Origin of the sequence: Marvinbryantia sp., from assembly GCF_047017445.1 — a bacterium.
GTDB lineage: Bacteria > Bacillota > Clostridia > Lachnospirales > Lachnospiraceae > Marvinbryantia.
In genome coordinates, this window is record NZ_JBKXTT010000004.1 from 38,105 (window position 1) to 63,035 (window position 24,931).

Here is a 24,931-nt window from a genome sequence, read left to right on the forward strand (position 1 = left end):
ATTCCGGTGGAAAGTGAAAATTACGACAGAGCGGTGAAGCTTCTCACGGAGCTGTACAAGCTGATTTGCGAAGCATGCAATTATTATCTGTTTTCGACGGATGATGCATTCCGCTCTATTGGATGGAGACAGCCGGATTTATTTGCACTTCTGGTAAAAAAGACGTTTGCGGCGGGCTATACCAGAGAAAACATTTCCAGTCTGATTTCACTTGCCGTTTCGGGAGGTCTCAGCCGGGAAGCTCTGTATACTATGCAGGAAATGGTTCTGCTTTCAGAATTAAAGACGAGCGATGTAAAGCAGATAGCGATAGAAGAAGCAAAAAAGCTGACAGACGACCGGGAGAAAAAATGGAAGGAAACGAGTAAAAATAATAACCGGTGGTATGAGCTGGAGGAGGAAATAAACGAGCTTTGCGCAGTAATTCTGATGATTTCTGTTGAGCTGGCGGAGCCGGAGGAAGGAATAAAATTTTACTTTAAGCATGCGCAGAATTCAAACAGGGAGATTACATTGTACTGTGCGCTGCAGCTAATGGACTGGATGGAGGAAGAAGAGCTGTGGATAAAAGTATATGAATATGGAATCAGTAAAAAAATCAGACCGCGGGAGGGTTTGATAAAATCCTATGAGAAAAGGAAAAACAAAATGACTGGGGAAACAGAGGAAAATGCTGCGGCAGATGAGAAAGGTCCGGGTGAAAACATATGAGATATCTGGCTCACATTAATAAATATGGCGATGAGCAGACGGTAAAAGAACATCTGGAAAATACGGCAGTCCTTTGCGGGAAATTCGCGGAGAGCTTTGGCGCTTATGATGCCGGGTACTGCTGTGGGCTTCTGCATGATATTGGAAAGTATTCGCTGAAGTTTCAGCAAAGAATTCGTGGAAGTGAACAAAGGGTAGACCATGCAACAGCGGGAGCAAAAGTCTGCTGGGAGAAGAAGGGAATGTACCAGTTTTTAAGCTACTGCATAGCTGGACATCATGCCGGTCTGCCGGATACCGGAGGTTCCGGAGATATCAGTACAGACGGGACAATGACAGGCAGAATGAGGAAAAAGCTGGAAGATTTTGAAGCGTATGCAGAAGAAATTAAGATACCAATGCTGGGAAATCCTCCGTTTCAGCCGGTTAAATCAGAGAATATAGATTTTTTCTTCAGTATGTTTATCCGGATGCTGTATTCGTGTCTTGTCGATGCAGATTATCTTGATACCGAATCCTTTATGAATCGCAAAGAGCGTGTCAGAGAGCAGGGAGAGACGATTGCAGTATTGTGTGACAGGCTTGAGAAGCATATTTCGGACTGGCTTAAACAGGAAGATTTAAGCACTGTCAATGGAAGAAGAACAGAAATTCTGAAGCATTGTATGAAAATGGGGGAAGCAAATAAGGGGCTTTTCAGATTAACGGTTCCTACCGGGGGAGGAAAAACGATTGCGTCCCTTGCATTTGCTCTGAAGCACGCAGAAAAGCATCATATGGACCGGGTCATTTATGTGATCCCATATACAAGTATTATCGAGCAGAATGCAAAGGTATTTACTGAAATCCTGGGAAGTGAAAATGTACTGGAAAATCATTGCAATATAGATTATGAATCGGATGAAGAATTAAGACCTATGCAGCTTGCGGCTGAGAATTGGGATAAGCCGGTTATTGTTACAACCAATGTGCAGTTTTTTGAATCGCTCTTTTCAAACAAGTCATCCAGATGCAGAAAGCTGCATAATATGGCGAACAGTGTGATTATTTTTGATGAGGCACAGATGCTTCCGAACGATTATCTGAAACCCTGTATAGCGGCGATGGAGCAATTACTGCGTTATTATCGCAGCAGTATTGTGTTGTGCACGGCAACGCAGCCGGCACTGAAAAATATATTATCAGAGAATATCGATATCGCATCGGTAGAATTATGCCCGCGGATGGAAGAACAGTTCCGTTTTTTCAAACGCGTATCCATCCATAATCTGGAGCGGATTTCGGAAGACGAGCTGGTGCATAGGCTTGAGACGGAGCATCAGGCACTGTGTATTTTAAATACCAGAAAGCGTGCGCAGAAGATTTATCAACAGGTAAAAGGGGAAGGCGTGTATCACCTTTCCACAACGATGTATCCTGTCCACAGAAAAGCTATACTTGATAAAATAAGGGAGCGTTTAAAGAAACAGGAAAGATGCATTGTGGTATCTACCAGTCTTGTTGAAGCCGGAGTGGACCTGGATTTTCAGACTGTTTACCGGCAGATGGCGGGAGTGGATTCCATTATCCAGGCAGCAGGAAGATGCAATCGGGAAGGAAAACGGAATGCGGATACATGCTTCACATATATTTTCAGTCTGGAAGGGCGTGAGGATGTACCGGGACAGAGACAGCAGACGGAAATAACAGAAAGTCTTCTTTATGATAAAAGGAATCCGGACAGTCTGGATACAATTAACCGATACTTTAAAATGCTGTATCATTTTAAAGGAGATAATCTCGACAAAAAGAGAATTATGGATAAATTCAAAAAGAGTAATTTTCAATTTGCTACAGTGAGCAAAGAATTTACCATTATTGAAGAAAATACAAAAACGATTCTGATAACCAGAGAAGGAGAGGCGGCGGAGGTTTACGAAGAATTAAGACAGAAAGGGTTTACGAAAGGCTTGGTGAGAAAGATGGGGCAATATTGCGTGAACCTGCATGAAAATGATTTTCAGAAAATGTATGCGGCAGGGATTTTGGAAGAAATATCAGAAGATATGAAGCAGGACTATTTTGTACTAAGAGATAATGAAGCCTATACGGAGGATATGGGGCTGACTCTGGGTGTGGAATATGGACAGGCTGTAATATGGTAAAACAGGAGAGGGGATGCATGGTGTGTGCATCCCCTCTCGCATTGACATAACATAATAACCGTAAATATTTCAATCCGCAAGTGACTATTTTGTGAAAAAAATAGCCAAAAGACGTTTTCACTATACCATAAAGTTTGAAAAAAGTAAAAGTTCTAATTGACATTTTTATGATAGATGCTATGATGTATTTATAATAACCGTAAATGAAAAATAATTTGAAGGAGAAATTATGATATTATATCATGGAAGCAGACAGATCGTAGAATATCCGGAAATACGAAAAGCAAAGTTTAATAAAGACTTCTATTTTGGATTTTATTGTACACAGTATAAAACACAGGCAGAGCGCTGGGCGACCAGATATGGAAAAAAGGGGTATATTAATAGTTATGAATATACGCCGGATGAAAGTCTGAAATACTTGAAATTTGAAGAAATGACGGAAGAATGGCTGGATTTTGTTGTGGCATGCAGATTAGGACAACCTCATACATTCGATATAGTCTGCAAATAAAAAGTCAAGCAGAAATTGATGAACTTTGAAAATTTTATACAGGTTGAAATTAGGGCATAAACGTTAAGCCACCGGTTTACGCTGGCTTAAGAAAAAAGGAAGCCATATATTGTGCCACCTATAAGGGATGTTCACATTTTAATTTTTGAACATAGCCTACAGAACATCGGAATTCCCGGGCAATACGACGCATGGGAATTCCTTGTGCGATACATTCTCTGATAGCATCTTTCTCGCGGTCAGAGAATTTCGGTATCCTTCCGGCATTGCGTGGATTTTCGTTCGCTTTTATGACGGTTCCTCCAATGGACAGGGCATAATCCGCCGCGTCTTTCTCGGAGAAAAAACCAGCCACAACAGGCACGCCTTTGAGGACGAGATATCTGAAATTTACCTCGCAGGGATATGTTTTATATTCCATCCTTCTCCGCCTCCGTGTCGGATGTCTGGGGCAGTGAGGCAAGATATTCCTTTACCCGCCCGTAATAAATACGGAGAAATTTGTTCGCACCAGCGGTCATGTAGACGTAATAAGGTTTGCCCTGCGCCCGTTTTTTATCCATAAAGGCGTAAACGGGATCGTCAGCAGGGGAACGTTTGATGAGCCCGTCCATGATCTGGAACAGGGTTTTGCGCAGATACGGCGAGCCTTTCTTTGTGGTAGGCACACTTTTACGGATGCGCTGCCCGGAATCATCCTTTCCGGGGTCAACGCCGGCAAAAGCAGTCAGAGCCCCGCGGTGTGTAAACCGTGTCACATCCCCGATCTCAGACATGAGCTGGGGACCGAGGGTAGGCCCGACACCATCCATAGCCAGAACAACCGGATATTCCGGCAGCGCGGAAGCAGCCTTATCCATTTCCAGACGGAGGGATTCTACTGTCCGGGAAGCAGTATTAAGCATTGCCACAGCCTGCCAGATGAGCATTTTTGTGTTGTCATCTTTTGGAAATACGGCGATCAGGTCAGAAGAGGCATGGTAGATATTTTCCGCTTTCTGTGCGCTGAAATTATAACCTTTGCGTTTGCACCAGTTCTGGTAATGCTTTTTGAAGGCTTCCGGCGACCTGGAGCGGACACAGTCCACATGCCAGTAGGTATGGACAAAATCCACCCATTTCTGGCTGCCATCGCTGCGCGCAGGGCTGTCAAAGAAGTCATTAGCACCCGGATAAGTCTGGTCAAGCAGGGCAATAAGATTGTTTTTCATGGCAGTTTTCTGTGCCATATAGAAGCCGAACTGTCGGTTCATGGTTTTTAATTGGTTGCGTGTTTTATCCATGATTCCATATTGCTTCAGTTTTGCCCAGCGGTCAAGAGTATAGCGTGCGATTTTTTTGGAATCCGCTTTGTCGGTCTTTGGAGTGCGCAGGGAATCATCCCCGAAGTTCCTGATGAGAATGGGGTTTACGGCGCTAACAAAGATACCGGCGTCAGAAAGCCACATGGCGACCGGCTCGTAGTACCTTCCGGTGTGCTCCATGCAGACCTTCGTCTCCCCGTCAAGCTCCTTTATCTGCCCGATCAGTCCGTTGATAGCGGACTGTGTATGGGGAATGTCGCGGGGAGGCATCAGGACAACGTCGCCAGGCCTGCGGATGGTAACAGTGCTCTTGCCTTTGGAAACATCAATACCAACAGCGTTCATAATGGATACTCCTTTACAATGAATCAGCAATGGTCAATACCAGATTTACTCATTGCCTGTTCAATCTACTGGGTATCACACGAACGCCTGTGGGTTCAACCTGCGTAAAACGAATGCTGCGAATGAGGGCTGGTTGGCTGACTAAATTACGGACGTAAAGTCCTAGTAGAAGGTGGCCAGACCTATTGCCTTACTCATTCTAACAGCTTAAGCAACAAGATGGGTAATTCCTTACTGGCTGTAAGGGGTATTAACCATAAATACATTGTAGTCTGCAAATAAAAAGTCAAGCAGAAATTGATGAACTTTGAAAATTTTATACAGGTTGAAATTAGGGCATAAACGTTAAGCCACCGGTTTACGCTGGCTTAAGAAAAAAGGAAGCCATATATTGTGCCACCTATAAGGGATGTTCACATTTTAATTTTTGAACATAGCCTACAGAACATCGGAATTCCCGGGCAATACGACGCATGGGAATTCCTTGTGCGATACATTCTCTGATAGCATCTTTCTCGCGGTCAGAGAATTTCGGTATCCTTCCGGCATTGCGTGGATTTTCGTTCGCTTTTATGACGGTTCCTCCAATGGACAGGGCATAATCCGCCGCGTCTTTCTCGGAGAAAAAACCAGCCACAACAGGCACGCCTTTGAGGACGAGATATCTGAAATTTACCTCGCAGGGATATGTTTTATATTCCATCCTTCTCCGCCTCCGTGTCGGATGTCTGGGGCAGTGAGGCAAGATATTCCTTTACCCGCCCGTAATAAATACGGAGAAATTTGTTCGCACCAGCGGTCATGTAGACGTAATAAGGTTTGCCCTGCGCCCGTTTTTTATCCATAAAGGCGTAAACGGGATCGTCAGCAGGGGAACGTTTGATGAGCCCGTCCATGATCTGGAACAGGGTTTTGCGCAGATACGGCGAGCCTTTCTTTGTGGTAGGCACACTTTTACGGATGCGCTGCCCGGAATCATCCTTTCCGGGGTCAACGCCGGCAAAAGCAGTCAGAGCCCCGCGGTGTGTAAACCGTGTCACATCCCCGATCTCAGACATGAGCTGGGGACCGAGGGTAGGCCCGACACCATCCATAGCCAGAACAACCGGATATTCCGGCAGCGCGGAAGCAGCCTTATCCATTTCCAGACGGAGGGATTCTACTGTCCGGGAAGCAGTATTAAGCATTGCCACAGCCTGCCAGATGAGCATTTTTGTGTTGTCATCTTTTGGAAATACGGCGATCAGGTCAGAAGAGGCATGGTAGATATTTTCCGCTTTCTGTGCGCTGAAATTATAACCTTTGCGTTTGCACCAGTTCTGGTAATGCTTTTTGAAGGCTTCCGGCGACCTGGAGCGGACACAGTCCACATGCCAGTAGGTATGGACAAAATCCACCCATTTCTGGCTGCCATCGCTGCGCGCAGGGCTGTCAAAGAAGTCATTAGCACCCGGATAAGTCTGGTCAAGCAGGGCAATAAGATTGTTTTTCATGGCAGTTTTCTGTGCCATATAGAAGCCGAACTGTCGGTTCATGGTTTTTAATTGGTTGCGTGTTTTATCCATGATTCCATATTGCTTCAGTTTTGCCCAGCGGTCAAGAGTATAGCGTGCGATTTTTTTGGAATCCGCTTTGTCGGTCTTTGGAGTGCGCAGGGAATCATCCCCGAAGTTCCTGATGAGAATGGGGTTTACGGCGCTAACAAAGATACCGGCGTCAGAAAGCCACATGGCGACCGGCTCGTAGTACCTTCCGGTGTGCTCCATGCAGACCTTCGTCTCCCCGTCAAGCTCCTTTATCTGCCCGATCAGTCCGTTGATAGCGGACTGTGTATGGGGAATGTCGCGGGGAGGCATCAGGACAACGTCGCCAGGCCTGCGGATGGTAACAGTGCTCTTGCCTTTGGAAACATCAATACCAACAGCGTTCATAATGGATACTCCTTTACAATGAATCAGCAATGGTCAATACCAGATTTACTCATTGCCTGTTCAATCTACTGGGTATCACACGAACGCCTGTGGGTTCAACCTGCGTAAAACGAATGCTGCGAATGAGGGCTGGTTGGCTGACTAAATTACGGACGTAAAGTCCTAGTAGAAGGTGGCCAGACCTATTGCCTTACTCATTCTAACAGCTTAAGCAACAAGATGGGTAATTCCTTACTGGCTGTAAGGGGTATTAACCATAAATACATTGTAGTAGTAGAAGGTCCTATGGCGGATGATGCAATATTTAATTATGTACAGAACTTTATAGATAAAAAAATTTCGAGAGCCGCTTTTTGGGAGCTGGCAAAGTTTAACCACCCTACGCATCAGATTAGTTTTCACACAATTTCAGCGCTAAATACATTAGTATTTGAAGGAAGTGAGGAAGTATATGGGAAGCAAAAATAATAATAAATTATTTTTCGCCTGCAGCTTGATTGAATTTATCGGGAGAAAAACAAAGAGAAGAAGAAAAGAAGTGGCAGACCTTCTTGGAAGGGATACACTGGAGCGTATTTACGAATATGCAGATGTTTTTCATTGCGAGCCGATAGAAAAGGTTGCGGCGGAATTTATTGAAGAAGCACAGATTGGAGAAGGGACATTTGATAACGAGAGGGAGTGCCGGTATCGTGTTCCGGACTACTGGACGATAGGAGAAGTATATGAAAGGCTGATTGAAGACAGCTATTCTGATAATGACGTCGTAAAAGGAATGTGGGAAGTTTACCATTCGTGGATTGACGACAGTATTTCCGATTACAATACAGATTTTTATTTTCAGCCGCGGGATTATATAGCGGCATGTTATAAAGAGGGCGTTGTATTATAAGACAGGGAGAAGGTGAAGTATGGCAAAGGGAGTTAAGGTTAGGGTCTGGGGAGATTACGCGCTATTTACCAGACCGGAGATGAAGGTGGAGAGGTGTTCCTACGATGTTATCACGCCGTCTGCGGCGCGGGGGATTCTGGAAGCAATCTACTGGCATCCGGGGATGCGGTGGGTCATAGACCGGATTTATGTAAAAAAGCCGATCCAGTTTACCAGTGTGCGCAGAAATGAAGTAAAGAGTAAAATTCTGGCAAGTAATATACTTCCAGTGTACAATGGCAAGCAAGACCAGCTCTGCATCAGCAGTAAAGCAGAAATTGTACAGAGAGCTTCTCTGCTGCTCAGAAATGTGGAATATGTCATAGAAGCGCATTTTGAAATGACAGAAAAGGCAAATGAAAGCGATAATCCAGGGAAATTTAAGGACATCATTATGCGAAGGCTTAGAAAAGGGGAATGCTTTCATACGCCATATTTTGGGTGCCGGGAATTTCCGGTAAAGTTCTGCCTGTGCGAAGAAGAAGAGGTTTTGACCGCCTATGAGAATGAAGATGAGCGGGACCTGGGTTTTATGTTATATGATATGGATTATTCTGACAGGAACAATATTCAGCCGATGTTTTTCCGGGCAATTATGAAAAAGGGAATCATTGATGTACAAAATTGCGAGGTGGTTCGATGATTTTACAGGCTTTGGTAAATTATTATGAGACATTGCAAAACGCGGGAAAAATAGCGCAGCAGGGCTGGTGTCAGGCTAAGGTTTCCTTTGCACTGAATCTGGATGCAGAGGGTAGACTGAAGGGAATTATCTCTCTGAAAACAGAAAATACTGTGGGAAAGAAAAAAGTAGTGCTTCCAGCGGTTAAGATGGTACCCGAAATGGTAACGAGGTCCTCAGGTATATCGGCTAATTTTTTATGTGATAATTCGAAATATCTGCTTGGAATAGATGCGCAGGGAACTGGAAAAAGAGTCCTGGAATGTTTTGAGGCAGCGAAAAACAGGCACCTGGAAATTTTAAAGTCGGCGGAGGGGAAATTTGCGTCGGCTGTAAAAGCCTTCTTTTCGACGTGGGAGCCGCAGCGTGCAAAGGAGTATCCTGCCTTGCAGGAAATGTGGGAAGAGATTACCGGAGGAGGCAATCTTATTTTTGTGATGGACGACGAAGATGCGCAGGATGATGAAGAAATACGCCGGGCGTGGAAGGAATTTCTTGACAGTGAAAGCAGTGGACGGGAAGGAATCTGTATGGTAACTGGAAAAAAGACAGAGATTGCCCGGATTCATTCTACGATTAAAGGGGTGCAGGGAGCGCAGTCAAGCGGTGCGGCGCTGGTATCTTTTAACGGTCCGGCATTTGAATCCTACGGAAAGGAGCAGAGCTACAACGCGCCGGTGGGGAAGTATGCAGCTTTTGCTTATACGACAGCTTTGAATTATCTGCTGGCACAGAGAGATTACGTGTTCCGTTTTGGAGATACGACCGTTGTATTCTGGGCGGAGGACGGAGAGGAGGCTTACCAGGAGGTTTTCGGGTGGTCGCTGGAACCGCCGAAGGATAATCAGGAAGAAATAAAGAATATTTTTAAAAACCTCAGATTGCAGAAAGCGATTAATATTGAAGGAATAGAGCTGAATAAAAATCAGAGGTTTTATATACTGGGGCTGGCGCCGAATGCTGCGAGACTGTCTGTCCGATTCTATTACGAAGACAGTTTTGGAAATCTTCTGGAAAATATGCAGAAACATTATCAGAGAATGGAGCTGGTGAAGCCCTCCTGGGAAGAACGGGAGTATCTGGGAACCGGGGCAATGCTTTATGAGACTGTTAATCAGAAATCGAAGGACAAAAAAACGGTTCCGAATCTGCCGGGAGCGTTGCTCAGAGCGATTTTATCTGACAGCAGGTATCCGGAAAATCTGTACAGCAGCACTTTGATACGGATTCGTGCGGAGCAGGGAAAGATTACATGGGGAAGAGCGGCTATCATTAAGGCGTATCTGATAAAAAATCATCAACTGGAGAAGGGGGAAAAATTTGTGGGATTAAATGAGGAAACAAACGACACGGCGTATGTGCTGGGAAGGCTGTTTGCGGTGCTTGAAGCAGTGCAGGAGGAGGCGAATCCGGGAGTTAATGCTACAATAAGAGACCGGTACTTTAATTCTGCCTGCGCAACTCCGGGGGCGGTATTTCCAATTCTGATGAAGCTGAAAAACAGTCATATCCGGAAAATTGAAAGACAGAAAATTGGAAAAAAAGTGTACCTGGAAAACCTGTTGACACAGTTGATGGGGAAAATAGAAGATTTTCCCAAGAGGCTTACGCTGGAGGAGCAGGGACATTTTATCCTTGGATATTATCATCAGGTTCAGAAAAGGTACGAAAAAAAGGAGGAAGCATAAATGAGAGAAGTAATTAAAAACAGATATGAGTTTGTAGTTTTATTTGATGTGGAGAACGGAAATCCGAATGGAGATCCGGATGCGGGCAACATGCCAAGAATTGATCCAGAGACTGGTTTTGGACTGGTTACGGACGTATGCCTGAAGCGTAAAATCAGAAATTATGTGGAAACGGTAAAAGAAGATGAAGCGGGATATGGCATTTATATCAGAGAAGATGTTCCGCTTAACAGAAGTGATAATAAGGCATATGAATATCTTGGCGTCGACGACAAGACGGTGAAGGAGCTGAAAAAGAAGGACCCGGAAGCAGATATAAAAATCAGAGATTTTATGTGCCGGAATTTTTATGATATCCGGACCTTTGGAGCTGTTATGACTACTTTTGTGAAAGCTTCCTTAAATTGCGGGCAGGTGAGAGGACCGGTGCAGTTGGGCTTTGCCAGAAGTATTGACCCGATTATCAGCCAGGAGGTGACAATCACCAGAGTTGCGATTACCACGGAGAAAGATGCAGAAAATAAGAGTACGGAGATGGGACGGAAAAATATTGTTCCGTATGCGCTGTACCGGGCGGAAGGCTATGTTTCGGCAAATCTGGCGAGAAAGGTCACTGGATTTTCGGAGGATGACCTGGAGCTGTTGTGGGAAGCGATTATTAATATGTTTGAACATGACCATTCGGCAGCAAGAGGAAAGATGGCTGTACGGGAGCTGATTGTATTTAAGCACAGCAAAGAATTAGGGGATTGCCCTGCATACCGGTTATTTGATGCGATTGAAGTAAGAAGAAAAGATGAGGTGGTATATCCGAGAAAATACCAGGATTATGTGGTGGATATCAATGAAGAAATGATACCGGATACCGTTGAAATGCAAAGGAAAATATAATGGAATATAAGGAAGACGAATATCTGATGCTTTCCGGAATCCAGCATTTTCAGTTTTGCAGACGTCAGTGGGCATTGATTCATATTGAACAGCAATGGGCGGAAAATGTACATACTGTTGCAGGAGAACTGATGCATAAGAAGGTGCATGACCCGTATCTGGCAGAAAAGCGAAGGGATGTATTGATTACCAGGGCGCTTCCGGTTGCTTCGCGGACGCTTGGAATCAGCGGGGAATGTGATGTGATAGAATTCCATAAAAGCAGTGATGGCGTGAAGCTGCATGGACACAGAGGCTTTTATGAGATTTATCCGATAGAATATAAAAAAGGAAAACCAAAGCAGTCGGAAGAAGATGTTTTGCAACTGACAGCACAGGCCATGTGCCTGGAGGAAATGTTTTCTGCTGATATTCCAGAAGGTGCGCTTTTTTACGGAGAAACGAAGAGGCGTGAACCGGTTAAGATAACGGCAGAACTAAGGAAACAGGTGGCAGATATAACGACGGAGATGCATCAATATTATGACAGAAAATATACTCCGCAGGTGAAATATAATAAACGCTGCAGCGCATGTTCTTTAAAAGATATATGTATGCCTGGAATGGGAAAGGCGGTTTCTGTTGAGAAATATCTTATGCAGGCATTGGGAGACATGGAATGAAAAAATTGATGAATACATTATATGTGACATCAGAAGATAGTTATCTGTCTTTGGATGGAGAGAATGTTGTTGTATTGGATAAGGAACGTGAGATAGGCAGGCTTCCATTGCATAATCTGGAAGGAATTGTCTCGTTCGGATATCGAGGGACAAGTCCTGCGCTGATGGGAGCCTGTGCAGAGCGAAATATTTCGCTGTGTTATCTGACGCCGCAGGGGAAGTTTCTGGCGAGAGTAAGCGGAAAAATAAAGGGTAATGTGATTCTGAGAGAACAGCAGTACAGAAGCTTTCTGGATGAAAAGAAAAGCCTGGAGGTTGCGAAAAACTGTATTACAGGAAAAATTTATAATGCCAGATGGGTGCTGGAGCGGGCAACCAGAGATCACAGTATGCAGGTGGATGTTGAAAAATTGAAAGCAGCATCGGAGAATTTAAAAAATTCGTTAAGTCTGGTGCGTGACTGTCAGTCGACTGAGCAATTACGGGGATTTGAAGGAGAAGCGGCAAAAGTTTATTTCGGTGTGTTTGATGAATTGATTCTTCAGCAGAAAAAGGATTTCTCATTTCATGGCCGGAGCAGGCGCCCGCCTATGGATAATGTGAATGCATTGCTGTCATTCGTATATACGCTGCTGACAAATATGGTTACTTCTGCATTGGAAACAGTTGGATTAGACCCTTATGTAGGGTGTTTGCATACGGAACGTCCGGGTAGAGTGTCACTGGCATTGGATCTGGTGGAAGAGTTGAGACCTGTCCTGGCAGACCGATTTGTTGTATCATTGATAAATAAAAGGATGGTCACTGGAAAAGGTTTTAAGGCTAAAGAAAACGGCGCAGTTTTAATGGACGACGAAACAAGAAAAATATTGCTGACTGAATGGCAAAATAAGAAAAAGGAAACTCTTATGCATCCCTTTTTGAATGAAAAAGTGGAATGGGGAATAGTTCCATATGTCCAGGCGATGCTGCTTGCCAGATATCTGAGAGGCGACTTGGATGGATACCCGCCGTTTTTCTGGAAGTGAGGTGGGGATTTGTGCTGGTATTAATCACATATGACGTAAATACAGAAACGTCAGATGGAAAAGCACGACTGAGAAAAGTAGCGAAACAATGTGTGAATTATGGAAGGCGTGTGCAAAATTCAGTATTTGAATGCATTCTTGACAATGCGCAATGTTTGATGCTGAAAGCAACTCTTGAGGACATTATTGACAAAGAAGTGGATAGCCTTAGATTTTACTATCTTGGAAATCAGTATAAGACAAAAATAGAGAGCATTGGCGTTGAGCGGGGAATAAAAGTGGATGAAACATTGATTCTATGACCTGCTTGTGCGAATGCGAAGCACACACAAGAATGCAGGGAGATTCGCACTTGTAAAATAGTATAAAAACTGTAGATTGGTATTGGAATACATCATGAATAAAATTTAATTTTAGAAAAATGGACAAATTCGCTAAAATTATATTAAAGATATAATTAAAAATTGTGCGAATTTGCTGTCGCTCCCCTCGCGGGAGCGTGGATTGAAATCAGTGAATATTATAGCCTATCGGAGCCAGTACGGTCGCTCCCCTCGCGGGAGCGTGGATTGAAATTGATAACCAGAGAAGGAGAGGCGGCGGAGGTTTGTCGCTCCCCTCGCGGGAGCGTGGATTGAAATTCCTGTTTCTGTTAGATATGGCATGTTCATGATCGTCGCTCCCCTCGCGGGAGCGTGGATTGAAATCGCTTGGAATCGATGAACGTCAGCTGGCCGGACGGTCGCTCCCCTCGCGGGAGCGTGGATTGAAATTGATCGGGTTCGCGGTTGGCGTGTTTTTCGGAGCCAGTCGCTCCCCTCGCGGGAGCGTGGATTGAAATCAGTAACCCGCTCCACGCTGAATGTGTAATTCCCGTCGCTCCCCTCGCGGGAGCGTGGATTGAAATCGGCTGCTGCTTCCGCGCTCTGTCCCGCTGCCGTGTCGCTCCCCTCGCGGGAGCGTGGATTGAAATGCGTTTACAAACGTACATGTTAGCTGCTGAAAAGTCGCTCCCCTCGCGGGAGCGTGGATTGAAATATATCGTAAAAGGGGTATGAACAGGAGAAGTCAACCGTCGCTCCCCTCGCGGGAGCGTGGATTGAAATCCTGTACTGGTTCCGTTAGCTATCAGACGGACGCGGGTCGCTCCCCTCGCGGGAGCGTGGATTGAAATCCTTTGATATGGAGTGTGCTCAATCGCTTACGTGTCGCTCCCCTCGCGGGAGCGTGGATTGAAATCTGAGATCGTAAAGGTCAGGTCGATCGTACCGTGTCGCTCCCCTCGCGGGAGCGTGGATTGAAATTACCGATAGACAGAACATATACGGCACCGCTTGCCGTCGCTCCTCTCGCGGGAGCGTGGATTGAAATATATAAAGTAAAGTAATTAATGATTCATTTTCAGTCGCTCCCCTTGCGGGAGCGTGGATTGAAATCTTATCAGACTTTCCGGGGCCTCAATGTTATTTCCGTCGCTCCCCTCGCGGGAGCGTGGATTGAAATTGTAATACCGGTTTAGAGTACCCGGAGATTGTAGCCGCTCCCCTCGTGGGAGCATGGATTGAAATAAGTGAAATCGGCAGAAGCCCGGTATATATGCGGGCCCTGCCGATTTTCCTATATAGTGTACCAGAAATCTGGAGCATTTATGAATTATAAACTTCCAAACTCAGGCGGCGTTGCTTTTGCTTCATTATAATAGATGTCGAAAAAATAAGCAGCAGAATGTGAAATCCTGATACTATTGACAGTGGTATGGGAGGATACAGACGGGTATTTTGTGCTAATTCTAATTAAAATTATTCTAAAGAAAAAAGATTCCCGGCATTATAATAGTAATACGAAGCATCAGTAATTCAGAAAGGAAAACTTAAATAAGAACAGGAGGAACTCTATGAAAAGGAAAAGAGCAGGCAGAATTCTTTTTTGCGCTGCGCTTGCGGCGCTTGTGCCGTCGCTGACAGCCGGTGCAAAAAATGATGAAAACACATTCACTTTCTGGCTGGCGAACGGGGAAAAGGATGAATTCTACATGGATTATGCAGAAAATCCGATCATCCAGTATCTGATGGCGCAGGAGTGGGGAGAAGGGGATAATGCGGCGACGCTGACGCTGGAATTTGACGCGGCGTCATCCACGAATCCGGCGGATTCCTTTACCACACTCATTTACGGAGGCGATTTCCAGGACGTTATGGACCTCAACTACTCGCAGAGCTCCGTCACACAGCTTTACGACGAAGGAATTGCGATGGATTTAACGGAACTCGCAGAGGAATACATGCCGAATTACATGGAGCTGATCCGGTCCGATCCGGCTCTTTACCGGGAAGCGGTGTCGATTGTGGACGGCGAGCAGAAAATACTGAAGATCCTGTGCATTAACGATATGGGGCAGGACCAGTATCAGGGATTGATGTACCGCAGAGACTGGCTGGTGCGCTTTGGTGAAATGCCGGAATACGTATGGGCGGTCAATGCGGATGAGATTCTGCAAATGGAATGGGAAGAACGCCAGGGGGCTGCGCCGGAGATTACCAATTATTATGAGGCGCAGGAAGCTTATGGAACCGATGAAAGTGCCTGGACGGCAGGCGGCTGGCAGAAAAATCCTCTTTACACAGCGGATTCCGAAGATACCTGGGAGGTAGGCGTCGGCGGTACGCGCGGAAACGGAATTACATGCAGCTACGGCGATGATTCCATGAACACCTACACCGACAATCTTGTATTCCCCAGCGGCACACAGGACCCGGTATTCCTTTCCGACTGGGAATGGATGCTGCAGACCTATGAGGAAAAGGTTTGGAACAATCCGGATTACACGGATGACAGCGGAGCGATGCTGAGCAGCGATAATACCTACATGATGAGTCTTTACTACTGGGGAACCTCGACAAGAGGAGATTTCTCAAGCGCATTCGGCGGCGGCGCACCGACCATTTACTACGATGCGGACAGCGGAAAGATTGTATCGGGGCTGACCTCAGAGAGCACCAGACTTTATCTGCAGTATATGAACGAATGGTATCAGAAGGGCTGGATCGACCGGGACTTCACGACCAGAACATCGGATATCTTCTATAAGATAGACGCGGCGGGACAGCTTTCAGGAGCGGTTCCGGTGTATCTGGGACATAAGACCTCGCAGCTTGGCAGCGTGCTGGACAACGGCTCGATCGCTCTGACAAAAGGTATCATGGTAGTAGGAGCTCCGCTTCCGATCAACGATGTGATTGGCGAGAATGAATACCGCTTTAAAGAGCCGGATACGATTTACATGATGGGCAGAGTGGCGGGAAGCAGCATGATTACGACGGCGGCGGAGGATAAAAACCTTCCGGCCCTGCTGAGCCTCATCGACTACCTCTATACCGAAGAGGGCGGAGTGCTGGCAAGCTTCGGATTCAGCAAAGAGCAGTATGAGGAAACGCAGGATGCTTTCTATACGGAATACGGACTGACAGAGGGCGCATACGTGAAGGAGGAAAACGCCGAGACCGGAAAAACCTACCGGTGGGCGGATAATAATCCGGAGAGCCAGGACCTCAACGGCGCGGCAAGACTGAACCGCCTCTCACTGGGCTATCACTACATGGGTGCAATGGACCACGGTTACTCAGCGGTAGAACAGCAGGCAATCGACAACTGGAACCGCTATCCGAACACCGGTGACATCCTGACAGATATCGCCGGAAAGATAGAAGCGGACGATACCTATAATACCGCTTATGCCAAGATGACAGAAGCGATGCAGAGCCGTCTGGCTTCTCCGATCAAGGCTCCGGATGAGACGACCTTCGGCTACGCCTGGGAGGACTGGGTAAACGCAATTGGCGATGCGGGCGACATTCTGCAGGAATATGCGCAGGCGGCATACGATTTGTACAGCGCTGCTGCGGAGTAAGAGAATTTTAGGAGACAATGCGGTTTTGAAATACTGGTGTATTTTTTGAAGGGAGGAAAAGATATATGAAAAGAAAATGGTTACTGAAAACGGTCCTTACCGCGGCGCTTAGCGCGGGCCTGGCGGCGACAGCCGTTACCGGAATGGCGGCGGAAGAGGCAGCGACCGAAGTGGCGACCGAAGTGGCAGCCGAAGCAGAAACAGAAGCGGCTGACGCGGCGGAAAGCGGGGAAGAGGATACGGAGCTTCCGACAGAGGGGTATTACGAAGGAAGATACTCCGGTGCATCGGGCGGAACCACGTTCGAGCAGGACTGCTTCATAAGCTTCCACGAAAAAGGAGAGATTATCGAAGACAAGCAGACCTTTTACTTCCAGGCGATGTCCGGCAGCGGCGAACAGTGGATTGCTGTAATCGACCCGCTTCTGGGTACCTATGAGGTTCTGGACGAGGAGATTACGATGAACACCGCGCCTTCTGCAGAGCTGCGCGGCGAAGGAAACTGGGAAGAGATGACGGCGGATAAGACGATCGTGTTCTATTCGCTGGACGGAGAGACAGAGTATTTCCGCAGCGGCTGGGATACCGAAGAAAACAAGATTCTGGGAATCCCGACGGAAAATGAAATCGGCGCAACCTCATGGTATACAAACTACTGCTTCCTGCATGTGGACGAAGATCCGCAGGAGCGGGGCGTAGAGCTTTATACCTTCTACTACAGGCTGGAGGATGGCAGAAATGCTTCCATCACCATCTATCATGACGGAACCTACCTGGACAACATGCTGACCGGTACGGGTGAAGTTACGGGTACCTGGGAGCTGGACGGCGATACCTACATACTGACGGCGGGCGAAGGCGCTACAGGCGGCACCCTGGTAATCGACAAGGACGATGCGACAAAAGCAGTGTTTACGCCGGAGGGCGGCAGTGCGATGGAGCTGGGACCGCGCGTGAGAAACGAAGTGTATGTATTCGCGGATGAGACCGGTGAAAATGTCGTGATTCTGTATGACGATATGAGCTGCTCCATCGTACTCAGCGGCGCACAGTGCGAGGGCACCTGGGAGAAGAACGCGGATGGCACGCCAAGGTCTGTTACCATTGCGGATATGAACGAGACTGCGTACATCACAGGCAGCGGCGAGAGCTTTGAAATAACACTGGACGGTGTGCTGATGTCCACGGACAACGAGGCTTCTGAAAGTGCTCTGGCGAAAGCGGATTCCGCAGGCGAGAATGAAGAGGGCACAGAGGATAACGGCACAGGCAGAAAGCCGAGCTCTGGTGTTGCGGTAGCGGCGAGCGGTTCTACCTCCTATGTATATTATGGAAAGATTGCGGGCTATTTTGAGGCAATTATCGAGCTTCTGCCCGGCGGAACAGCAACCTTCAAGTGCGATATGCACGGACATCAGGAGAACGCATACTTTACGGGAAGCTGGTCCGGAAGGACACTTACGATTCAGGGATTGTCGGCGACAATTTCCGGAAGCGAAGGAAACTATTACTTTGTATGGAATGACGCGACCTTCACCGGAAGCAGCGCGCCTCCTGCAGACGGAAGCAGCTCGGATAATGGCGATAAAAAGCCGGACAATGGATCTGACAAGAATCCGGACAACAATAATTCCAATAAGCCGGGCAGCGGCACAAACGGCAATCAGGGCAATCAGGGCGGCAGCTCCGATAACAATAACAATCAGAACACAGCAGACGACGGAACATACGTGTTAAACGGCAGTGTAAAGGGATACGGTGTTGTAAACGGCTCTTATGCCCAGGTGGACCTGCCCTGCGAGCTGACACTGTACAGCGACAAGACATATATCCTGAAGCTTACCTACAGCACTATGGTAATCGAAGCACAGAGAGGTACCTATACCGGTATTGCAAACGGAGCAGTTCTGACGATGACAAAGTCCGGCACGGATGTGATGAACAACATTATCTTCCCGGCAGGAACGAAGATGAAAATGAGCGTTACCTATGCTTCGGACGGAAAGACAGTAAAATCGATTTCCGTAGGAATCCCCAGCTCTCCGGCGCTGTATACACAGCCGGGAACAGTTACATACGAAAATAAGGGCGGCACAACGAAACCGGAAAAACCGACAAAACCGGAAAAACCGGAAAAACCGGAAACCCCGGAAACCCCGCCGACAGAAACAGAGAAGGAGACAGAGAAACAGCCGGACAGCGAACCTGAGACAGAATCAGAACCGCAGACAGAGACAGAACCGGTGACAGAAAAGCCGGCAGTAAGCTATGCGGGAACCTACACCGGAAAACACGGCGGCTATTTTGATGCAACACTTGTACTTTCTGAAGACGGAACAGCGCAGTATACAGTAAATATGCCGGAGAATTACGGCGGAACCCAGAACTTTACGGGAAGCTGGAGCGGCAATACGGTATCAATGATGGATGGTCAGCTTGTTCTGACGATTGCAGAAGCAGACGGTACGGTTACCGTAACGAATGTGGATATGGGCGTCAGCCTGACGAAAGAAGACAGCGGTTCGACAGATGAATCAGAAAAGCCGTCGGAGTCGGAACCGGTAACAGAACCGGAAACGGAGCCGGAGACAGAATCTGAAACAGAATCAGAGACAGAATCAGAAAAACAGACCGAATCGGAAAGCGAAGCGCCGGTAAGCTATGCAGGAACCTACACCGGAAAACATGGCGGCTATTTTGATGCAACGCTGGTGCTCTCTGAAAATGGAGCGGCGCAGTATACGGTAAATATGCCGGCGAATTACGGCGGAACCCAGAACTTTGCGGGAAGCTGGAGCGAAAATAAGGTATCTCTGATGGATGGTCAGCTTACTCTGACGATTACAGAGGAAAACGGCACGGTTTGCATTAAGAATGCAGATATGGGCGTTGACCTTAAAAAAGGTACGGCGGGAGCAGCAACAACTGCTGTGACGAAGCAGGCGGCTGCGAAGAAAGCATCAAATGCTAAGAAAGCGGCGGATGCAAAGAAAGCAGAAACAGAAAAAGCCACAGAAGCGAAAGCCACAGAAACCGTGACGGAAGCAGAGACAAAAGCAGAAGCAACAGAAGCTGTGACGGAAGCAGCAAAGGCTGAGGCAACGGAGGCTGTGACAGAAGCAGCAAAGGTTGAGACGGCAGTATCTGAGGCAGAACAGGCACAGACAACAGAGGCACCGGCAACAGAAGCTGAGACAAAAGCAGAAGTAAAGGCAACTGAGGCACCAGCAACAGAAGCGCCGGCAACAGAAGCTGAGACAAAAGCAGAAGTAAAGGCAACTGAGGCGCCGGCAACAGAAGCCGTGACAGAAGCGGCAAAAGCAGAGCCGGAAAAAGCGCCTGCCGAAAAAGAAACAGAAGAAACAAAGGAAACAAAGGAAACAAAGGAAACAAAGGAAACAAAGTAGTAAACAGGTGAAAGAGGCTGTCCGCTATTTATGCAGCAGGTCCCCAAAGGGACCTGCAGACAGGCGGCAGTCTCTTTTGTCATATAAAACAGGAGCTGGATTATGAGTAAAGTGATTGCAAAAAAAGGAGCCCGGTCACCGGGAATCAACAAAAAGACATGGAAAGAGGACCTGAGGAAAAACTGGATCGTATACGTCATGTTCCTTCTGCCATTTACCTTCCTGTTCGTTTTTAACTATATGCCTATGGCATGGCTTGCGATGGCATTTGAGGACTTCAGCTTCCGGAAGGGAATTCTGGGAAGCGATTGGGTAGGATTTGCGAATTTTGCCCGTCTGTTTTCGCTGGACCAGTTCTGGCTAGCATTTCGGAACACCGTGTGCATGGCGTTGATTAATCTGGTATTCGGCTTTTTCTTCCCGCTGGTGCTGGCGCTGCTGCTGTCAGAGGTGCGGGTGAAATGGTTCAGACGCGGCGTCCAGACGATTTCCTTCCTGCCGTATTTTATTTCCACAGTCGTTGTGTGTATGATGTTTAAGCTGTTCCTGGATAAGGACGGCATCATCACGGAGCTGCTGGTATCGATTTTCCACATAACGCCGCAGAATCTTCTGACAAACGGAGATATCCCGGTGTTTTGGCTGATAAATTCCTTTATTGAAGTGTGGCAGAAAACGGGTTACAGCTCGATTATGTTTGTCGCGGTGCTTTCCAACATCGACAATTCTATTATGGAAGCGGCGGCAATTGACGGGGCAAACCGCTGGGACCGGCTGGTGAAAATCAAGCTGCCCGCTATTATGCCCTTTGTGCTGACCATGCTTACCCTGAACGTCGGACTGATTTTCATGCAGGGCTTTGATAAGATCCTTCTGCTGTATAATTCCGATATCTACAGCGTTGCCGACTGTATGCAGACCTTCACCTACCGGTATTCCTTTACCGGAGCGAAGCCGGACTACGCGCTGTCGACAGCAGCCGGTCTGTTCCAGTCTGTGATTGCCACGGTGCTGATGCTGATTTCGAATTATCTGCAGGCAGGACTGCAGAAGAAGAACGCCGCATAGCAGAAGGGAGATTGAGAAGATGGATAATAAGCATTTATCAAGAAAGAAGCCAAAGGAGGGAATGGTGCACGGAAAAAGCGTGAGCGGAACGATTGTGGATATCGTTATCATCGCGATTCTGTGCCTGGTAGTCCTGATATGCATCGTGCCGATGTGGCACGTGCTGATGAGCTCCATCTACAGCGACCCGCAGCAGTTGATTTCCAACGAGGGAATTACGTGGTGGTTCGGAAATTCTGTGAATCTGGAGGCGTACCGGATTCTCTTCCAGGAAACGGGCGGAAGCTTTGCGGACGGAAATGTGCTGCGCGGAATGTTTAACACCATTCTGTATATGGTGGTCAACGTCGTGTTCGGTCTGGTCTTAAACGTGATCGCAGGGTACTGCCTGAGCAGGAAAACAAAGCTGCAGAACTTTATGAAGCTGTTTTGTATGCTTTCCCTGGTATTTTCCGCCGGGACGATTCCCACCTATATCGTGCTGCGCAACCTCGGTCTGACCGGCACGGTCTGGTCGCTGGTGGTTCCGTCCTGCACGAACGGTATGTTTATGGTGCTGGCGATGAATGCGTTTCTGTCGGTGCCGGAGGAAACCGTCGAGTCGGCGAAAATTGATGGGGCTGGTCATCTGACTACCATGTTTAAGGTCATGCTTCCGCAGGCGCGGGGACTGATTGTGGTAATCATGATCAATACGGCGATTCTCCACTGGAATTCCTGGTTCCAGGCGTCGATTTACGTGCCGAACAGCAAGGACCTCTGGCCGATGCAGCTCTGGATACGTGAAATCGTGGAGACGAGCAACCAGAATTACATGATGGTATCCGGCGGCGAGCTGCAGCTTGTGAAATATCTCGTGCAGTTTGCGGCAATCGTCGTATCGACGGTTCCGATTCTCTTCGCATTCCCGTTCTTTTACCGGGTGCTGGAGAAAAATACAGTTGCCGGAGCCGTAAAAGGATAAGCGCGAAAGTATGTGACTCTGGACCGGGCTGTAGATGCGGTTGTGACAGAGCGGAAATTTATCTGACAGAAAATATGACAGAAGACAAAAAAGGGGCGGGATGCTGTGCACAGGCACAGCGTTCCGTCTTTTTATGCTCTTTACAGAAAACGGTATTTTATTTATAATATACAATAATAAAATGTAAATTAGGGATTTTTGCCCACTGCATCATAGGACATGGAGATAAAATATGGAAATAGATGTTATCAGACAATTAGAGGAACTGGTCAGAGCGTTCGGGGTGAAGCTGATGCGCATGGACAACCGGATGACGGAAGAGACAGCACTTATGGAATTTGACCAGGGGCTCAGGCGATTTCTGGGGTATCCCTATGAGATCGAACGCGGGTTCCGTATGATGGAGAAGCATTATAAAGAAAAGATACTGTACCTGGTCCGGGATTCTTTCGAGGAGCATTACATGAGCTTCCGGATACCAGAGGAGCATTGCAGCGATGGCAGGCAGGAGTTTATCCAGATAGGACCGTACATCATGAGCAATCCGGAGGAGATTGTGGAGCGGGTGATAGAACGCCTGGGGCTTGCGCCTTATCTTTCGGAAGAGCTGAAGGAGTATTACTACAGTGTTCCGATTCTGGCGGATTCGGACGCGTTGCAGGGCGTTGTCCTGACGCAGCTTGGATATCTCTGCCGCGACCGGGAAGGGCTATCCATCACGCGGGTGGAAAATTATAATGAATTTAATGAAAAACCGCACAGAGAAGAGCAGGGAGAGGAAGAATCGCTGCGGATAGCCGCAGTGGAGGAGCGGTACCGCTACGAAGACCAGATGATGGAAGCCATCCAGATAGGGGATATGGAGAAAATCATGGAGGTCACGCAGGGCTTTAAGCACTACCGCCTGAAGCCGAGAAACGATGACAACCTGCGCGATGTAAAAAACATGATGGTGGTGTGGAATACGCTTTTTAGGAAAGCGGTGCAGCAGGCGGAGGTGCATCCCGTATATATAGACCGGATCTCGGAAGCCTTTGCAAAGCAGATTGAGAACGCCGCCCGCGTCACGGAGCTGGCGGATTTAAGCCATGTTATGATGCGCAAATACTGCCTGCTGGTCAGAAATCATTCCATGCGCGGCTATTCCAGCGTCATCCGCGACGCCGTGAACTATATAGACTTCCATATCAGGGAGCCGCTGTCCCTGAAGTCCATCGCGGAGGAGGTCAATATCAGTCTCAATTATCTGTCCGCGCAGTTTAAAAAGGAGACGGGCAAGACGCTGACGCATTATATGAACGAAAAGCGCATCCAGTCCTCCCTCATCCTGCTGGCGACGACCGATCTGCCCATCCATGAGGTGGCGGCGCAGGTCGGAATTTACGATGAAAACTATTATGCCCGTCTTTTTAAAAAATTCCAGGGGCAGACTGCCAAGCAGTACCGCAGTATGGTGCGTATGAAGCCGTGATTGCGGTCTCTCAGGTTTGGAAGTGAAATCGGCAGAAGTCCAGAAAATATGCGGGTTCTGCCGATTTGCCGATATAGTGTACCAGAACTTTTTCAGATGCCGCCGGGATCCCTCTGGTGCAGGACATCAGACCGTCTTGAGAAATTCGTTAACGTTGATCAGCCCCGCACCGACTGCGGTGGAAAAGCGTTTAAATTTGCAGATTTTAAAATAATCTGCGTTTTCATGGTATGTATTTCGTTCAATTAACATTTCTTTTATCGTATCATAGTAGGCTTCCAGATAGGAGCCTACGTATCCGCCCACAATGATAGAACAGTCAAAAAGCATTTTCAGATTATTGACAGTAATAACCAGGCTCTCAAGATATTCATTCCATATATTCAGATGATAACTGCTTCCTTCTTCGACATACTGGAAAAACTGCTCCAGTGAACCGTTTGCACTGTTCGACAGATTCAGTGCGGAAATATAGGCATCCACACAGCCGTTTTTTCCGCAATAACAGAGTCTGCCGTTATTGACAAGTGTCATATGCCCCACTTCGCCGCTCTCGTAAGTTTCACCAAAATAGAGGGTCCTGTTATGAAAAATAGCTCCTCCTACTGTATTGTTCAGAGAAAGATAGAAGGAATTCTGCATATCCTTTACATTCCAGCTCTCAGCAAGACCGCCAGCCTTGGCATCGTTGCAGATCCTGCAGGGAAATCCAAGATGTCTTGAAATCGCTTCTATATCCACGTTTTTTACAGAAGTAAGCTCGACATGGAGAAGGCTTTGTTTCTGCATATCCACCATGACGGGAAAAGCAATCCCAACGCCTAAAATATGCTTCCTGTCTATACCGGAACGGGAAAGCATCTGTTCCACTAAGCCGGCAAGAGTCTGATAGTATTCTTCGCTGGGAGAAAAGCAGATTTTGTCCCGCGTGCGTTCGATAATATTTCCCTGTAAATCGATAATAACAGCATGGATATGGTGACCGGTGATATCCAGCCCGATAGAATAATAAAGCGTGGGCACAATCTGATATGTCTTCGGTGGGCGCCCGCCGCGGGAAGAAAGCGTGCCGCAGTCGTAAATATAGCCGTTTTCGCACAAATATTTAATAATCAGATTTACGGTAGGAAGACTGAGATTTAAACTATCCATTAAGTCATATTTGGATACAGGTTCACTGCTGGAATAAATATAACGGTACACTTTATTCTGATTTTCTTTTTTTAAATCAATGTTGTTAGCCATGAGGGCGACCTCCAGAGTGGTATCTTTAATTTTAGAAA

General features: G+C 47.1%; 19 protein-coding genes, 2 pseudogenes and 1 CRISPR repeat array. Of the genes and pseudogenes, 16 read left to right on the top strand and 5 right to left on the bottom strand.

Translation table 11 applies throughout. The annotated features are described in order from the left end of the window. Positions 1 to 6: 6 nt before the first annotated feature. The 3 genes and pseudogenes from ACLU9Q_RS05555 to ACLU9Q_RS05565 form a co-directional block, all read left to right on the top strand. Positions 7 to 711 carry a hypothetical protein gene (locus tag ACLU9Q_RS05555; protein ID WP_296832092.1) on the top strand — a complete coding sequence of 235 codons (705 nt, stop codon included), beginning with the start codon at positions 7 to 9 and terminating at the stop codon, positions 709 to 711. Then, on the top strand, positions 708 to 2,855 hold the full coding sequence (cas3, locus tag ACLU9Q_RS05560; protein ID WP_296832090.1) for a CRISPR-associated helicase Cas3': 2,148 nt from the start codon (positions 708 to 710) through the stop codon (positions 2,853 to 2,855). The genes ACLU9Q_RS05555 and cas3 overlap by 4 nt, the downstream gene beginning before the upstream one ends. A gap of 229 nt (positions 2,856 to 3,084) precedes the next feature. After that, positions 3,085 to 3,360, top strand: a pseudogene (locus ACLU9Q_RS05565) (DUF3990 domain-containing protein); the annotation flags it as partial. A gap of 127 nt (positions 3,361 to 3,487) precedes the next feature. On the opposite strand, the gene ACLU9Q_RS05570 reads toward ACLU9Q_RS05565, so the two are convergent. The 4 genes from ACLU9Q_RS05570 to ACLU9Q_RS05585 form a co-directional block, all read right to left on the bottom strand. Further along, entirely contained in the window at positions 3,488 to 3,790 is a 303-nt protein-coding gene (locus ACLU9Q_RS05570; protein WP_296928017.1) for a hypothetical protein, read from the bottom strand. Further along, positions 3,780 to 5,018 (bottom strand): IS110 family transposase, encoded by a 1,239-nt coding sequence (locus ACLU9Q_RS05575; protein WP_412624635.1) that lies wholly within the window; start codon positions 5,016 to 5,018, stop codon positions 3,780 to 3,782. The genes ACLU9Q_RS05570 and ACLU9Q_RS05575 overlap by 11 nt, the downstream gene beginning before the upstream one ends. Before the next feature lie 400 nt (positions 5,019 to 5,418). Next, positions 5,419 to 5,721, bottom strand: coding sequence for a hypothetical protein (locus ACLU9Q_RS05580; RefSeq protein ID WP_296928017.1), 303 nt, complete (start codon positions 5,719 to 5,721; stop codon positions 5,419 to 5,421). After that, positions 5,711 to 6,949 (bottom strand): IS110 family transposase, encoded by a 1,239-nt coding sequence (locus tag ACLU9Q_RS05585; RefSeq protein WP_412624635.1) that lies wholly within the window; start codon positions 6,947 to 6,949, stop codon positions 5,711 to 5,713. Before ACLU9Q_RS05585 ends, ACLU9Q_RS05580 begins: the two co-directional genes overlap by 11 nt. 243 nt (positions 6,950 to 7,192) lie before the next feature. Here ACLU9Q_RS05585 and ACLU9Q_RS05590 point away from each other — a divergent pair. The 13 genes and pseudogenes from ACLU9Q_RS05590 to ACLU9Q_RS05650 form a co-directional block, all read left to right on the top strand. Beyond that, positions 7,193 to 7,417: pseudogene (locus ACLU9Q_RS05590) on the top strand (DUF3990 domain-containing protein); the annotation flags it as partial. Next, complete coding sequence (locus ACLU9Q_RS05595; protein ID WP_296832086.1) at positions 7,401 to 7,841, top strand: hypothetical protein; 441 nt, start codon at positions 7,401 to 7,403, stop codon at positions 7,839 to 7,841. The pseudogene ACLU9Q_RS05590 and the gene ACLU9Q_RS05595, both read left to right, overlap by 17 nt. A gap of 19 nt (positions 7,842 to 7,860) precedes the next feature. After that, a complete protein-coding gene (gene cas5c / locus ACLU9Q_RS05600) occupies positions 7,861 to 8,523 on the top strand; it encodes a type I-C CRISPR-associated protein Cas5c (protein ID WP_296832084.1) in 663 nt (220 codons plus the stop codon). Further along, on the top strand, positions 8,520 to 10,250 hold the full coding sequence (gene cas8c / locus ACLU9Q_RS05605) for a type I-C CRISPR-associated protein Cas8c/Csd1 (protein WP_296832082.1): 1,731 nt from the start codon (positions 8,520 to 8,522) through the stop codon (positions 10,248 to 10,250). Before cas5c ends, cas8c begins: the two co-directional genes overlap by 4 nt. After that, a complete protein-coding gene (gene cas7c, locus ACLU9Q_RS05610; protein ID WP_296832080.1) occupies positions 10,251 to 11,141 on the top strand; it encodes a type I-C CRISPR-associated protein Cas7/Csd2 in 891 nt (296 codons plus the stop codon). It abuts the gene before it with no gap. Then, on the top strand, positions 11,141 to 11,803 hold the full coding sequence (gene cas4, locus ACLU9Q_RS05615) for a CRISPR-associated protein Cas4 (protein ID WP_296832078.1): 663 nt from the start codon (positions 11,141 to 11,143) through the stop codon (positions 11,801 to 11,803). Before cas7c ends, cas4 begins: the two co-directional genes overlap by 1 nt. Continuing rightward, complete coding sequence (cas1c, locus tag ACLU9Q_RS05620) at positions 11,800 to 12,831, top strand: type I-C CRISPR-associated endonuclease Cas1c (RefSeq protein ID WP_296832076.1); 1,032 nt, start codon at positions 11,800 to 11,802, stop codon at positions 12,829 to 12,831. The genes cas4 and cas1c overlap by 4 nt, the downstream gene beginning before the upstream one ends. An 11-nt stretch (positions 12,832 to 12,842) precedes the next feature. Further along, complete coding sequence (gene cas2 / locus ACLU9Q_RS05625; protein ID WP_040781924.1) at positions 12,843 to 13,133, top strand: CRISPR-associated endonuclease Cas2; 291 nt, start codon at positions 12,843 to 12,845, stop codon at positions 13,131 to 13,133. Positions 13,134 to 13,310: 177 nt separating this feature from the next. After that, positions 13,311 to 14,399: a CRISPR direct-repeat array (repeat unit 32 nt; unit sequence GTCGCTCCCCTCGCGGGAGCGTGGATTGAAAT). Between the two features lie 326 nt (positions 14,400 to 14,725). After that, positions 14,726 to 16,738: a hypothetical protein gene (locus ACLU9Q_RS05630; RefSeq protein ID WP_296832071.1), complete on the top strand. Its 2,013-nt coding sequence runs from the start codon at positions 14,726 to 14,728 to the stop codon at positions 16,736 to 16,738. Positions 16,739 to 16,803: 65 nt separating this feature from the next. Beyond that, positions 16,804 to 20,145 (top strand): hypothetical protein, encoded by a 3,342-nt coding sequence (locus ACLU9Q_RS05635; protein ID WP_296906203.1) that lies wholly within the window; start codon positions 16,804 to 16,806, stop codon positions 20,143 to 20,145. Positions 20,146 to 20,247: 102 nt separating this feature from the next. After that, positions 20,248 to 21,213 (top strand): ABC transporter permease, encoded by a 966-nt coding sequence (locus ACLU9Q_RS05640; RefSeq protein ID WP_412624727.1) that lies wholly within the window; start codon positions 20,248 to 20,250, stop codon positions 21,211 to 21,213. Positions 21,214 to 21,232: 19 nt separating this feature from the next. Continuing rightward, on the top strand, positions 21,233 to 22,177 hold the full coding sequence (locus ACLU9Q_RS05645) for a carbohydrate ABC transporter permease (protein ID WP_296832066.1): 945 nt from the start codon (positions 21,233 to 21,235) through the stop codon (positions 22,175 to 22,177). 232 nt (positions 22,178 to 22,409) lie between these two features. Beyond that, positions 22,410 to 23,648, top strand: coding sequence for a helix-turn-helix domain-containing protein (locus ACLU9Q_RS05650; protein ID WP_296832064.1), 1,239 nt, complete (start codon positions 22,410 to 22,412; stop codon positions 23,646 to 23,648). A 126-nt stretch (positions 23,649 to 23,774) separates the two neighbouring features. Here ACLU9Q_RS05650 and ACLU9Q_RS05655 read toward each other — a convergent pair whose 3' ends face one another. After that, positions 23,775 to 24,893 carry an ROK family protein gene (locus tag ACLU9Q_RS05655; RefSeq protein WP_296832062.1) on the bottom strand — a complete coding sequence of 373 codons (1,119 nt, stop codon included), beginning with the start codon at positions 24,891 to 24,893 and terminating at the stop codon, positions 23,775 to 23,777. Between the last annotated feature and the right edge of the window lie 38 nt (positions 24,894 to 24,931).